We start from the raw sequence: 13217 nt of genomic DNA on the forward strand, positions 1-13217 counted from the left end.
ACTCGGGTTAACTCATGGCGCCTTCCTTTGCGGACGTGATAGCCGTGGTGCCGGCTGCCGGAATTGGCAGCCGCATGCAAACGGAATGTCCGAAACAATATCTCACCATTGGTGAAAAAACGATCCTCGAACACGCGCTGGCGCCGCTGCTGGCGCATCCTCGCATCAGCCGGGTGATTATCGCCATCAGTCCTGGCGATGCGCGCTTTATGGCGTTGCCGCTGGCCTCCCATCCCCGCGTTCAGGTGGTGCAGGGCGGCGCGCAGCGGGCCGACTCGGTGCTGGCAGGGCTAAAGCAGGCGGACGACTGCATCTGGGCGTTGGTGCATGACGCTGCCCGCCCCTGTCTGCATCAGGACGATCTTGAGCGTCTGCTCACTCTTACCGAAACCAGCGCTGTCGGCGGCATTCTCGCCGCCCCCGTGCGCGACACCATGAAGCGCGGCGAGCCGGGTAAACCCGCTATCGCCCATACGGTCGACAGAGAAGATCTCTGGCACGCGCTCACGCCCCAGCTTTTTCCTCGCGAACTGCTGCTTGACTGTCTGACGCGCGCGCTCAACGAAGGGGCCACCATTACTGATGAAGCCTCGGCGCTCGAATATTGTGGTTTTCATCCTGAACTGATTGCTGGCCGCGCGGATAATATTAAAGTGACGCGCCCTGAAGACCTGGCGCTGGCGGCGTTTTATCTTACCCGGTTAACCCATATGGAGAATGCATAATGCGCATCGGACATGGTTTTGACGTACACGCTTTTGGCGGCGTTGGGCCGATTATTATTGGCGGCGTTCGTATTCCTTACGAGCAGGGGCTGCTGGCGCATTCCGACGGCGATGTCGCGCTACATGCCTTGACCGATGCGCTGCTGGGCGCGGCGGCGCTGGGCGATATCGGCAAACTCTTCCCGGATACCGACCCGGCCTTTAAAGGCGCGGATAGCCGCGAACTTCTGCGTGAAGCCTGGCGCCGCGTACAGGCCAAAGGTTACGCGCTTGGCAATGTTGACGTCACGATTATCGCCCAGGCGCCGAAAATGGCGCCGCACATCCCGCAGATGCGCGTTTTTATCGCCGAAGACCTGGGCTGCCATATGGAGCAGGTCAACGTGAAGGCTACCACCACCGAGAAGCTCGGCTTTACCGGACGTGGCGAAGGCATCGCCTGCGAGGCGGTGGCGCTGCTGCTTAAGGCTGGCGTATGATCGACGTGCATCAACTGACTTACCAGCATGGCAAGCCTCAGGGCAGCGGCGTGCTTAAAGCCAACCCGGAAGATTTTGTCGTAACGGAAGATTTAGGCTTCGAGCCGGATGGCGAGGGCGAACATCTGCTGGTGCGCATCGTCAAAACTGGCTGCAATACGCGCTTTGTGGCGGACGCGCTGGCTAAGTTCCTTAAAGTGCACGCCAGGGAAGTCAGCTTTGCCGGGCAAAAAGATAAGCACGCCGTCACGGAACAGTGGTTCTGCGTCCGTCTGCCGGGTAAAGAGATGCCTGATCTAAGCGCCTTTTCCCTGGAAGGGTGCCAGGTGCTGGAGTATGCCCGCCACAAGCGCAAGCTGCGTTTAGGGGCGCTGAAAGGCAACCACTTCAGGCTGGTGCTGCGTGAGGTGACGAACCGGGAGGAGATGGAAACCCGGCTGCAGGCGGCGCGTGACGAAGGCGTGCCGAACTATTTCGGCCCGCAGCGTTTTGGCATCGGCGGCAGCAACCTGTTGCAGGCGCAGCGCTGGGGCGAGACGGCTACGCCGCCCCGCGAGCGCAACAAACGCAGTTTTGCTTTGTCTGCGGCGCGCAGCGCGCTGTTTAATCAGATAGTCAGCCAACGTCTGAAAAAACCAGAATTTAATCAAGTTGTTGATGGCGATGCGCTACAATTAGCGGGCCGCGGCAGCTGGTTTGTCGCAGCCGCAGAAGAGCTGCCGGAGCTGCAGGCTCGTGTAGACGCGAAGGCTTTGCTTATCACCGCCGCGCTGCCTGGCAGCGGAGAGTGGGGTACCCAGCGTGAAGCGCTGGCGAACGAACAGCAGGCCATTGCTGAAGAAACAACGTTGCAGACGCTGCTGGCGCGTGAAAAAGTGGAAGCGGCGCGCCGGGCGATGCGGCTCTTTCCCCACGATTTTCGCTGGGAGTGGTGGGACGATATGACTGTCGAACTGTGCTTCTGGCTGCCGGCGGGCAGTTTTGCCACCAGCGTCGTGCGGGAATTAATGAACACAGCGGGTGATTATGCGGATATTGCTGAGTAACGATGACGGGATCCATGCGCCGGGCATTCAGACCCTGGCGAGAGCGCTTCGCGAATTTGCCGAAGTGCAGGTCGTTGCTCCCGATCGTAACCGCAGCGGCGCGTCCAACTCTCTGACGCTGGAATCCTCCCTTCGCACTTTCACCTTTGAAAATGGCGATATCGCCGTGCAGATGGGCACGCCGACCGATTGCGTGTTCCTTGGCGTCAACGCGCTGATGCGTCCTCGTCCTGACGTGGTGGTTTCCGGCATTAACGCCGGGCCTAATCTGGGCGATGACGTCATTTATTCCGGCACCGTCGCCGCTGCGATGGAAGGGCGTCATCTGGGCTTTCCGGCGCTGGCGGTGTCGCTTAACGGCTACCAGCATTACGATACGGCGGCGGCGGTCACCTGTACGATTTTGCGGGCGCTCATGCGTGAACCTTTGCGTACCGGCCGCATACTGAACGTTAATGTGCCGGATCTGCCGCTGGCGGAGATCAAAGGCATCCGCGTCACGCGCTGCGGCAGCCGCCATCCGGCGGATAAAGTTATTCCGCAGGAGGATCCGCGCGGTAATACGCTTTACTGGATAGGCCCTCCGGGCGAAAAATGCGATGCCGGGCCGGATACAGACTTCGCCGCGGTGGAGGAAGGTTATGTCTCCGTCACGCCGCTGCATGTGGATTTAACAGCGCACAGTGCGCATGATGTTGTCTCAACCTGGTTAGACCGCGCCGGAGTGAACGGGCAATGGTAAGCAATCGCGTTCAAACTCTTCTCAATCAATTGCGTGCTCAGGGCATTCGCGACGAGCACGTGCTCGAAGCGCTCGCCCGCGTGCCACGCGAAAAATTTATCGATGAAGCGCTTGAGCACAAAGCCTGGGAGAACGTGGCGCTGCCTATCGGCTCCGGGCAGACCATTTCTCAGCCTTATATGGTGGCGCTAATGACCGAGCTGCTGGAGCTCACGCCCGAATCACGGGTGCTGGAGATAGGCACCGGCTCGGGCTACCAGACGGCGATTCTGGCGCATCTCGTCCACCACGTTTGTTCCGTTGAGCGCATCAAAAGTTTGCAGTGGCACGCTCGTCGTCGCCTGAAGCAGCTTGATTTACACAATATTTCTACCCGTCACGGTGATGGCTGGCAGGGGTGGCAGGCGCGTGCCCCGTTTGACGCTATTATTGTGACGGCCGCGCCGCCGGAGATCCCGCCTGCGTTGATGTCGCAGCTGGATGACGGCGGCATTCTTGTGCTTCCCGTTGGAGATGAGCATCAGCTATTAAAGCGGGTTCGTCGGCGGGGAGATGAATTTATTATCGACACCGTGGAAGCCGTGCGTTTCGTTCCTCTGGTGAAAGGGGATCTGGCGTAATCCAGGAGTTTTTCCTGTTACTTTCAGGCGTTATCCGCGTATGGTGGGCTCATTTTGAGCCTGCCGGACGTGCAGAGCCACGGTCGTCGTAAGTAGTCACTGACAGATAACAATCCTGGGGGATAAATGAGCGCGGGAAGCCCAAAATTCACAGCACGCCGGGTAGCAACAGCAACATTCATTTCACTTTGGCTGGCGGGATGTTCATCCAATGACGCCTCTCAGGCGCCGATAAGTTCTGTAGAGGGAAACAGCGGCGCAGCCGCCAGCAGCACGAGCAGCAGCGGTATGATGATTACGCCGCCACCCAAAATGGGCGCCTCTACTGCCGCACCGGTTTCCGCCCCCGTTTCTGCGCCGCAAATTCAGCCCGCGCAGCCTCCCGTTTCGCAGCCTCCCGTTTCGCAGCCTCGTCAGGTTCAGCCTGTGGTCGAGCAGCCGGTGCAGACCGAAAATGGCCGCATCGTATACAACCGTCAGTATGGGAACATTCCGAAAGGCAGCTATACCGGCGGCAGCACTTATACCGTTAAGCGCGGCGATACGCTCTTTTATATCGCCTGGATTACCGGGAACGATTTCCGTGATTTGGCACAGCGCAATAACATTCCAGCCCCGTATGGCCTGAATGTTGGGCAAACGCTGCAGGTAGGCAATGCTTCCGGTACACCGATCACAGGAGGCAATGCAATTACACAGGCAGATGCAAATGCTCAAGGAATTGTCTCAAAACCTGCACAAAATTCCAGCACGGTGGTTGCGTCGAAACCCACAATTATTTATTCTGAGGACTCAGGTGAACAAAGTGATAACAAAATGTTGCCTGGTAACAGAAATAGCGGTGCTGTCGTAACGGCACCCGTTACCGCGCCAACCGTTAACACTACAGCCGAACCGACAGTCAGCAGTACGTCCACTAGCGCGCCGATAGCAGCATGGCGCTGGCCGACTGAGGGCAATGTTATCGAGAACTTTTCTGCTTCCGAAGGGGGCAATAAAGGGGTCGATATCGCAGGAAGTAAAGGCCAGGCTATCGTCGCTACCGCTGACGGTCGCGTCGTTTACGCCGGTAATGCTCTGCGCGGTTACGGTAATCTTATCATCATAAAACACAACGATGATTACCTGAGTGCCTACGCCCATAACGACACAATGCTGGTCCGGGAACAACAAGAAGTTAAGGCGGGGCAGAAAATCGCTACCATGGGTAGCACCGGAACCAGTTCTACACGCTTGCATTTTGAAATTCGTTACAAGGGGAAATCCGTAAACCCGCTGCGTTATTTGCCGCAGCGATAAATCGGCAAAGCATGCTTCTGTCAGGTGCTTTGCTCAGGGATCACGGGTAGGAGCCACCTTTATGAGTCAGAATACGCTGAAAGTTCATGATTTAAATGAAGACGCGGAATTTGATGAGAACGGAGTAGAGGCTTTTGATGAAAAAGCCTTGATAGAAGAGGAACCCAGTGATAACGACCTGGCAGAAGAGGAGTTGTTGTCGCAGGGTGCCACACAGCGTGTGTTGGATGCGACTCAGCTGTATCTGGGAGAAATCGGTTACTCTCCTCTGCTAACAGCAGAAGAAGAAGTCTACTTCGCACGCCGCGCGCTGCGTGGTGATATCGCCTCACGCCGCCGCATGATCGAAAGTAACCTGCGTCTGGTGGTGAAAATTGCCCGTCGTTACAGCAACCGCGGTCTTGCGCTGCTGGATCTGATCGAAGAAGGCAACCTGGGCCTTATCCGCGCAGTTGAGAAGTTCGATCCGGAGCGCGGTTTCCGTTTTTCAACGTACGCAACCTGGTGGATTCGCCAGACCATCGAACGGGCTATCATGAACCAAACCCGTACGATTCGTCTGCCGATTCATATTGTTAAAGAGCTGAACGTTTATCTGCGTACCGCACGCGAGCTTTCTCACAAGCTGGATCATGAGCCGAGCGCGGAAGAGATTGCAGAGCAGCTGGATAAACCGGTTGATGACGTAAGCCGTATGCTGCGCCTGAACGAGCGCATTACCTCTGTTGATACCCCGCTGGGTGGTGATTCAGAGAAAGCGCTGCTGGATATTCTGGCCGATGAAAAAGAAAACGGTCCGGAAGATACCACGCAGGACGATGACATGAAACAGAGCATCGTTAAGTGGTTGTTCGAACTGAACGCCAAGCAGCGTGAAGTGCTGGCTCGTCGTTTCGGCCTGCTCGGCTATGAAGCGGCAACGCTTGAAGATGTGGGCCGGGAAATCGGTCTGACTCGTGAGCGTGTTCGTCAGATTCAGGTTGAGGGTCTGCGTCGCCTGCGCGAAATCCTGCAGGGGCAAGGGCTGAATATCGAAGCGCTGTTCCGCGAATAAGCTACGAATTGTTGTTTTCAGCCAAAAAGGCCGGTCATTTGACCGGCCTTTTTCTTTTATTTCAGTGGGTTACGGCCTTTGCAAAACAGAGAGGATAAGCCCTATTGCTTGTCCATCATCTTTCCAATTAGCTGTGTAAAAAGCGCTCGCTCATGCGCTTCCAGTTTACCCAGAAACCGTTCATCCACCGCGTTGCCTACAGGGATAATGGCATTCAGCAGAGATTCGCCTTCCGGTGTCAGATAGATAAAACGTCGCCGCTTATCGGCCGGATCGTTTTCACGTCGAACCAGTCCGCGGCTTTCCATACGACTTAGCATTTCCGCCAGCGTCGCTTTAGTGCTGACGGCCGCGTCGGTCAGCGCGACTTGTTCAATGCCCGGCTGCTCCTGAATCGCACGCATTACGGCATACTGCGGCTTGGTCAGTTCCGGCAGTTCTCTCTGCCAGTGCGACGTATGTTGTTGAAAAAGCTGGCGTAGCAGGTGAAAAGCCTCTTCACGAAGATACATGGCGGCTCCTGTTTTATCGTCCATCCCGCCATCATAGCCGCTTACGGCAGCCTTTATAACCTTTATAAAAATAAGCGATTCGTGCGGTTTTGCTCCTGTGGGCTTGTTCATCCCGCTGGCTGGCGATAGGCTTGGTTAAAACGTTCGTATACGAACAATATTGTGAGGTAAGGATGAGATTAATAGTGGGCATGACGGGCGCCACTGGCGCGCCGCTTGGAGTAGCACTGTTAAAAACGCTGCAGAAGATGCCGGAAGTGGAAACGCACCTGGTGATGTCGAAGTGGGCCAAAACCACTATTGAACTGGAAACGCCTTATAACGCCCGGGAAGTCGCAGCGCTGGCGGATGTTATACATAGCCCCGCCGATCAGGCGGCGACGATTTCTTCGGGGTCGTTTCACACTGACGGCATGATTGTTATTCCATGCAGCATGAAAACGCTGGCGGGCATTCGCGCTGGCTACGCCGAAGGGCTGGTTGGGCGCGCCGCCGATGTGGTGTTGAAAGAGGGGCGCAAGCTGGTGCTGGTGCCGCGTGAAATGCCGCTTAGTACTATTCATCTGGAAAATATGCTGGCGCTATCCCGTATGGGCGTGGCAATGGTGCCGCCCATGCCCGCTTTTTATAACCATCCGAAAACCATCGAAGACATTACCCGCCATATTGTCGCGCGCGTGCTGGATCAGTTTGGGCTTAACGATCCGCAGGCACGGCGTTGGGGAGGCCTGCACAGTACAGGCTCAGCGAATTCACATCATGCATAACAGGAGATTCACGCATGGCTTTTGATGATTTGCGCGGCTTTCTGCGCGCGCTGGACGAGCAGAAACAACTGCTGAAAATAAGCGAGGAAGTGCAGGCGGAGCCAGATCTGGCCGCCGCGGCCAACGCGACCGGACGTATTGGCGAAGGCGCGCCGGCGCTCTGGTTCGATAATATCCGTGGTTTTACTGACGCGCGAGTGGTGATGAACACTATCGGCTCCTGGCAGAACCACGCTATTTCGCTTGGTCTTCCGCCCGCTACGCCGGTAAAACAGCAGATTGCGGAATTTATTCGCCGTTGGGATAAATTTCCGGTGACGCCGGAGCGTCGCGACAATCCGCCCTGGGCGGAAAACAGCGTAGACGGCGAAGCCATCAATCTGTTCGACATTTTACCGCTGTTTCGTCTGAACGACGGCGATGGCGGTTTTTACCTCGATAAAGCCTGCGTGGTTTCGCGCGATCCACTCGATCCTGAACATTTCGGCAAGCAGAATGTCGGCATTTACCGGATGGAAGTCAAAGGCAAACGTAAGCTCGGCCTGCAACCTGTGCCGATGCATGATATCGCCCTGCATCTGCACAAAGCCGAAGAGCGCGGCGAAGATTTGCCTGTCGCTATTACGCTTGGCAACGATCCGATTATTACGCTGATGGGCGCCACGCCGCTGAAATACGATCAATCTGAATATGAAATGGCGGGGGCGCTGCGTGAAAGCCCGTATCCGATCGCTACCGCACCGCTGACCGGCTTTGATGTGCCGTGGGGCTCAGAGGTGATCCTGGAAGGGGTGATCGAAGGCCGCAAGCGTGAAATAGAAGGGCCGTTTGGTGAATTTACCGGACACTATTCTGGCGGCCGCAATATGACGGTGGTGCGTATCGATAAGGTTTCATATCGCACGAAGCCGATTTTCGAATCGCTCTATCTGGGCATGCCCTGGACTGAAATCGACTACCTGATGGGGCCCGCCACCTGCGTGCCGCTCTATCAGCAACTGAAAGCAGAGTTCCCGGAAGTGCAGGCGGTTAACGCCATGTATACCCACGGGTTGCTTGCCATTATTTCCACGAAAAAACGCTATGGCGGTTTTGCCCGCGCCGTGGGGCTTCGCGCCATGACCACGCCGCACGGTCTTGGCTATGTGAAGATGGTTATCATGGTCGATGAAGATGTCGATCCGTTCGATCTGCCGCAGGTGATGTGGGCGCTCTCTTCCAAAGTTAACCCGGCAGGGGATCTGGTGCAGTTGCCAAATATGTCCGTGCTGGAGCTTGATCCAGGCTCAAGCCCGGCGGGAATTACCGACAAGCTGATTATCGACGCCACCACACCCGTCGCGCCGGATAACCGCGGGCATTACAGCCAACCGGTGAAAGATCTGCCGGAAACCGCGCAGTGGGTTGAAAAGCTCACCGCTATGCTCGCCAACCGTAAATAAGGAGGGAGAAATGATTTGCCCACGTTGCGCTGATGAACAAATTGAAGTGATGGCGACATCACCTGTAAAAGGCGTCTGGACAGTATTTCAGTGCCAGCATTGTCTTTACACCTGGCGAGATACCGAGCCGCTGCGTCGGACCAGCCGCGAGCATTATCCCGAAGCGTTTCGCATGACGCAGAAAGATATTGATGAGGCGCCAGAGGTACCGACGATACCGCCGCTACTGGCGGAATCAAAGCGGTAAAAAAGCGTTGGCGGATAATCAAAAGGACGGGAGAGGCGCCCTCTACCCGTCTTTTTACTTTCGCCTGCGCGAAATCTGCCGTGCTTAATATGAGATAACTGTAAGGCAGATAAGCGAAGCATTTTTACCATGCTTAAAACTGTCGCAAGGCGGGTAGCGAAGCGCCACCCGCTATTTTTCCAGCGTTACACCAGGTTTTTCAGGCGATAGATCCACTCCAGCGCCTGACGGGGCGTAAGCGAGTCCGGGTCAAGATTTTCCAGCGCTTCCACCGCAGGTGAGGTTTCTTCCGCGGGCGTTAGCAGCGACATCTGCGTGCCGTCTATCTGCGTGGCGGCGGCATTCCCTGTGAGGCTTTCCAGTTCGCGCAGTTTCTGGCGCGCCCGCTTAATCACCTCTTTTGGCACCCCAGCCAGCGCGGCAACCGCGAGACCGTAGCTTTTACTGGCGGCGCCGTCCTGCACGCTGTGCATAAAGGCGATGGTGTCGCCGTGCTCAATCGCGTCCAGATGCACATTCGCCACCCCTTCCATTTTTTCTGGCAATTGGGTGAGTTCGAAATAGTGGGTCGCGAACAGCGTCATCGCCTTAATGCGGTTCGCCAGGCTTTCCGCACAGGCCCAGGCGAGCGAAAGCCCGTCATAGGTGGAGGTGCCGCGGCCTATTTCATCCATCAACACCAGGCTGTGCTCGGTGGCGTTATGCAGAATATTCGCCGTTTCGGTCATCTCCACCATGAAAGTGGAACGTCCGGAGGCGAGATCGTCCGCCGCGCCGACGCGAGTGAAGATGCGGTCAATCGGGCCTATCTCCGCCCGCTGCGCCGGAACGAAACTGCCGATATAGGCCATCAGCACGATCAGCGCAGTCTGGCGCATATAGGTGCTTTTACCGCCCATATTCGGGCCGGTGATGATAAGCATCCGTCTCTGCGGTGAAAGATTCAGCGGGTTAGCGATAAACGGCTCGTTCAAGACGCGTTCCACCACTGGATGACGCCCTTCCACCAGGCGAATGCCAGGTTTATCGGTCAGCGTCGGGCAGGTGTAGTTCAGCGTTTCGGCACGTTCGGCGAGGTTAGCTAATACGTCCAGTTCCGCCAGCGCCGCGGCGCTCTTTTGCAGCGCCGGCAAGTGGGGAAGCAGCAGGTCGAAAAGCTCATCATAAAGCTGCTTCTCCAGCCCCAGCGCTTTGCCTTTTGAGGTAAGTACTTTGTCTTCGTACTCTTTAAGCTCTGGAATGATATAGCGCTCGGCGTTTTTCAGGGTCTGGCGGCGGACATAATGGATAGGCACCAGGTGGCTCTGCCCGCGGCTTACCTGAATGTAATAACCGTGTACGGCGTTGAAGCCGACTTTTAGCGTATCCAGCCCCAGCTTCTCGCGCTCGCGGATTTCCAGCCTGTCGAGGTAATCGGTCGCGCCGTCCGCCAGCGCGCGCCATTCGTCGAGCTCTTCGTTATAACCCGGCGCAATGACACCGCCGTCGCGCACCAGCACGGGCGGCGCCTCAATAATCGCCCGCTCCAGCAGTTCGCGAAGCTCGGTAAACTCGCCCATGTTTTCACGCAGAGTCTGTACGTAACTGGCGTCGCTTTGGGCCAGCATTTCCCGTAGCGCAGGCAACTGCTGGAAGGCGTGCCGCATACGCGCCAGGTCGCGCGGGCGAGCGGTGCGTAGCGCAAGACGCGCGAGAATACGCTCCAGATCGCCAACCTGACGCAATACCGGCTGCACTTCTCCCGCCAGGTCCATTAATGCGCTGATGGCCTGCTGACGATGCGACAGCACGGCTATGTCACGTACCGGCATATGCAGCCAGCGCTTGAGCATACGACTGCCCATTGGCGTTACGGTGCAGTCAAGCACCGAGGCGAGGGTGTTTTCGATGCCCCCCGCCAGGTTTTGGGTTATCTCAAGGTTACGACGCGTGGCGGCATCCATGATGATGCCATCCTGCTGGCGCTCCATAGTGATAGAGCGAATGTGAGGCAGGGAGGTGCGCTGCGTATCTTTCACATACTGAAGCAGGCAGCCCGCCGCGCAGAGACCGCGTACTGCATTCTCCACACCGAAACCCACCAGGTCGCGCGTGCCGAATTGCAGGTTTAACTGCTGGCGCGCCGTTTCGATTTCAAACTCCCACAACGGACGGCGACGCAGGCCGCGGCGGCCTTCAATCAACGCCATTTCCGCAAAATCTTCGGCATACAGCAGTTCTGCCGGGTTGGTGCGCTGTAATTCCGCCGCCATGGTTTCACGGTCTTCCGGCTCCGTTAAGCGAAAGCGACCGGAACTGATATCAAGCGTAGCGTAGCCAAAGCCGCGGCTGTCCTGCCAGATAGCCGCCAGCAGGTTATCCTGACGCTCCTGCAGCAGCGCTTCGTCGCTGATGGTGCCGGGCGTTACGATACGCACCACCTTGCGTTCCACGGGGCCTTTCGTGGTCGCCGGGTCGCCAATCTGTTCGCAAATCGCCACCGACTCGCCAAGGCTCACCAGCTTCGCCAGATAGTTTTCCACCGCGTGATGCGGCACGCCCGCCATGGGAATTGGCTCCCCCGCCGAAGCGCCGCGTTTCGTCAGCGAAATATCCATAAGCTGAGAGGCGCGTTTCGCGTCGTCATAAAACAGCTCGTAGAAATCGCCCATGCGGTAGAACAGCAAGATATCGGGGTGCTGCGCCTTGAGCTTCAGATACTGCTGCATCATAGGGGTATGGTCGGAAAAGTCCTTATCGATAGACTCAGTCATTTGATTTTGCTCATTTCTTGAAGCGAGGTACGGCGTGTGATGCCCTGTAGAAACGGCCATCTTATCATTGATAATCCCCTGCTTTCATCCGCAGAGCGCGCAATCCTGTTTGCCTTAAACGTCGGTGACAGTAGCAGCGTAAAAAGCAACAGGGGAGGGGAGAAGGCGAAGCTTGCGGCTTGTTTCGCAAGCTTTAGCGCGTTTAGCACTTCAGATTCAGGCGAATTGCGAGCGGCGGCGCATTCGTCCCGTATCGTGAGGAAAAGATAAAACCTGCGATATCAATCAGCTTTTTCAGGCTTATCATCCCGCAATAAATAAAGCCGTCTGAAGGACGCTTGCGGCGCTTTCTCGGCTGGCTTGAGATGATCTACCATTAGTGCCACTTGTCTTCGAATGCCATAGGGATATTTCATGCTTAAGCGTCGCTACACCGCCTTATTATCGACACTTGTTCTTCTTTCCGCTTGCAGCAGCAAGCCAAAAACGGAAGCGGCCGCCGCCACAGCCGGCGCGCCTGCTTCCGCACCTTCAGGAGGCTTTCTGCTGCAGCCTCAGCACGACATGCTCATGCCCAGCGGCGATTTCGCGAATAACGCCGCCGCCCAGCAGTTCATCGACAAGATGGTGAGCAAGCATGGTTTTGATCGTCAACAACTGCATGAAATCCTCTCACAGGCGAAACGGCTGGATTACGTGCTTCGCCTGATGAATCAGCAGGCGCCGACTACGCAGCCGCCAACGGGGCCGAACGGCGCATGGCTGCGCTATCGCAGCAAGTTCATCACGCCGGATAACGTGCAAAACGGCGTGGTGTTCTGGAACCAATATCAGGACGCGCTTAATCGCGCCTGGCAGGTTTACGGCGTGCCGCCGGAAATTATCGTTGGCATCATCGGCGTGGAAACCCGCTGGGGACGCGTAATGGGGAAAACCCGCATTCTCGATGCGCTTGCCACGCTTGCTTTTGAATACCCTCGCCGCGCAGATTACTTCGCCAGCGAACTGGAAACCTTCTTGTTAATGGCGCGCGATGAAGGGGACGATCCGCTGGCGCTGAAAGGCTCTTTTGCGGGCGCAATGGGATATGGTCAGTTTATGCCCTCTTCTTACAAAGAGTATGCGGTGGATTTCAATGGCGATGGCCATATCAATCTCTGGGATCCGGTCGATGCCATTGGCAGCGTAGCGAACTACTTTAAAGAACATGGCTGGGTGAAGGGCGATGCGGTGGCCGTACCGGCAAACGGTCAGGCGCCAGGCCTTGAGAATGGCTTTAAAACGAAATACAGCATCAGCCAGCTTGCCGTGGCGGGCTTAACGCCGCAGCAACCGATCGGTAATCATCAGGAGGCCAGCCTGCTGCGTCTGGATATCGGCACGGGTTACCAGTACTGGTACGGGCTGCCGAATTTTTATGCAATCACCCGCTATAACCACAGCACGCATTATGCGATGGCGGTCTGGCAACTGGGCCAGGCGGTTGCGCTGGCTCGCATTCAGTGATCTTCTTCCCGCGTCCCGGCGCGGG

13 protein-coding genes are annotated in these 13217 nt (G+C 56.7%); 11 read left to right on the forward strand and 2 right to left on the reverse strand.

Translation table 11 applies throughout. The annotated features are described in order from the left end of the window. Positions 1-14: 14 nt before the first annotated feature. The 7 genes from ispD (at position 15) to rpoS (ending at position 5965) form a co-directional block, all read left to right on the forward strand. On the forward strand, positions 15-725 hold the full coding sequence (ispD, locus tag MT962_RS11990) for a 2-C-methyl-D-erythritol 4-phosphate cytidylyltransferase (protein WP_048887895.1): 711 nt from the start codon (positions 15-17) through the stop codon (positions 723-725). Beyond that, on the forward strand, positions 725-1204 hold the full coding sequence (ispF, locus tag MT962_RS11995) for a 2-C-methyl-D-erythritol 2,4-cyclodiphosphate synthase (RefSeq protein ID WP_024557191.1): 480 nt from the start codon (positions 725-727) through the stop codon (positions 1202-1204). The genes ispD and ispF overlap by 1 nt, the downstream gene beginning before the upstream one ends. Next, positions 1201-2250, forward strand: coding sequence for a tRNA pseudouridine(13) synthase TruD (gene truD / locus MT962_RS12000; RefSeq protein ID WP_247365679.1), 1050 nt, complete (start codon positions 1201-1203; stop codon positions 2248-2250). The genes ispF and truD overlap by 4 nt, the downstream gene beginning before the upstream one ends. Further along, on the forward strand, positions 2231-2992 hold the full coding sequence (gene surE / locus MT962_RS12005; RefSeq protein WP_024557193.1) for a 5'/3'-nucleotidase SurE: 762 nt from the start codon (positions 2231-2233) through the stop codon (positions 2990-2992). The genes truD and surE overlap by 20 nt, the downstream gene beginning before the upstream one ends. Then, a complete protein-coding gene (locus MT962_RS12010) occupies positions 2986-3612 on the forward strand; it encodes a protein-L-isoaspartate(D-aspartate) O-methyltransferase (RefSeq protein WP_024557194.1) in 627 nt (208 codons plus the stop codon). Before surE ends, MT962_RS12010 begins: the two co-directional genes overlap by 7 nt. Positions 3613-3738: 126 nt before the next feature. Further along, positions 3739-4911 (forward strand): murein hydrolase activator NlpD, encoded by a 1173-nt coding sequence (nlpD, locus tag MT962_RS12015; RefSeq protein WP_247365681.1) that lies wholly within the window; start codon positions 3739-3741, stop codon positions 4909-4911. 61 nt (positions 4912-4972) lie between these two features. Further along, positions 4973-5965 carry an RNA polymerase sigma factor RpoS gene (gene rpoS, locus MT962_RS12020; RefSeq protein ID WP_024551671.1) on the forward strand — a complete coding sequence of 331 codons (993 nt, stop codon included), beginning with the start codon at positions 4973-4975 and terminating at the stop codon, positions 5963-5965. A 101-nt stretch (positions 5966-6066) separates the two neighbouring features. Here the strand turns inward: rpoS and MT962_RS12025 are convergent, their stop codons facing one another. Then, entirely contained in the window at positions 6067-6477 is a 411-nt protein-coding gene (locus MT962_RS12025) for a MarR family transcriptional regulator (RefSeq protein WP_247365682.1), read from the reverse strand. Between the two features lie 173 nt (positions 6478-6650). Here MT962_RS12025 and MT962_RS12030 point away from each other — a divergent pair, with 173 nt between their 5' ends. Genes MT962_RS12030 through MT962_RS12040 form a run of 3 tightly spaced genes read left to right on the forward strand, consistent with a single transcriptional unit; the run spans position 6651 to position 8933 of the window. Then, the gene (locus MT962_RS12030; protein ID WP_024561651.1) at positions 6651-7244 is read left to right on the forward strand and encodes a non-oxidative hydroxyarylic acid decarboxylases subunit B; all 594 of its coding nucleotides are present in this window, start codon (positions 6651-6653) and stop codon (positions 7242-7244) included. 14 nt (positions 7245-7258) lie between these two features. Beyond that, positions 7259-8686: a non-oxidative hydroxyarylic acid decarboxylases subunit C gene (locus tag MT962_RS12035; RefSeq protein ID WP_188723889.1), complete on the forward strand. Its 1428-nt coding sequence runs from the start codon at positions 7259-7261 to the stop codon at positions 8684-8686. A gap of 10 nt (positions 8687-8696) precedes the next feature. After that, entirely contained in the window at positions 8697-8933 is a 237-nt protein-coding gene (locus tag MT962_RS12040) for a non-oxidative hydroxyarylic acid decarboxylases subunit D (RefSeq protein WP_024561653.1), read from the forward strand. Positions 8934-9118: 185 nt separating this feature from the next. On the opposite strand, the gene mutS is transcribed toward MT962_RS12040, so the two are convergent. Next, a complete protein-coding gene (gene mutS, locus MT962_RS12045) occupies positions 9119-11686 on the reverse strand; it encodes a DNA mismatch repair protein MutS (protein WP_247365683.1) in 2568 nt (855 codons plus the stop codon). Positions 11687-12100: 414 nt separating this feature from the next. Between mutS and mltB the strand changes: the two genes are divergently transcribed. After that, entirely contained in the window at positions 12101-13192 is a 1092-nt protein-coding gene (mltB, locus tag MT962_RS12050) for a lytic murein transglycosylase B (protein ID WP_048887890.1), read from the forward strand. Positions 13193-13217: the final 25 nt, after the last annotated feature.

The organism is Franconibacter sp. IITDAS19 (assembly GCF_023079515.1).
Classification (GTDB): Bacteria; Pseudomonadota; Gammaproteobacteria; order Enterobacterales; family Enterobacteriaceae; genus Franconibacter; species Franconibacter pulveris.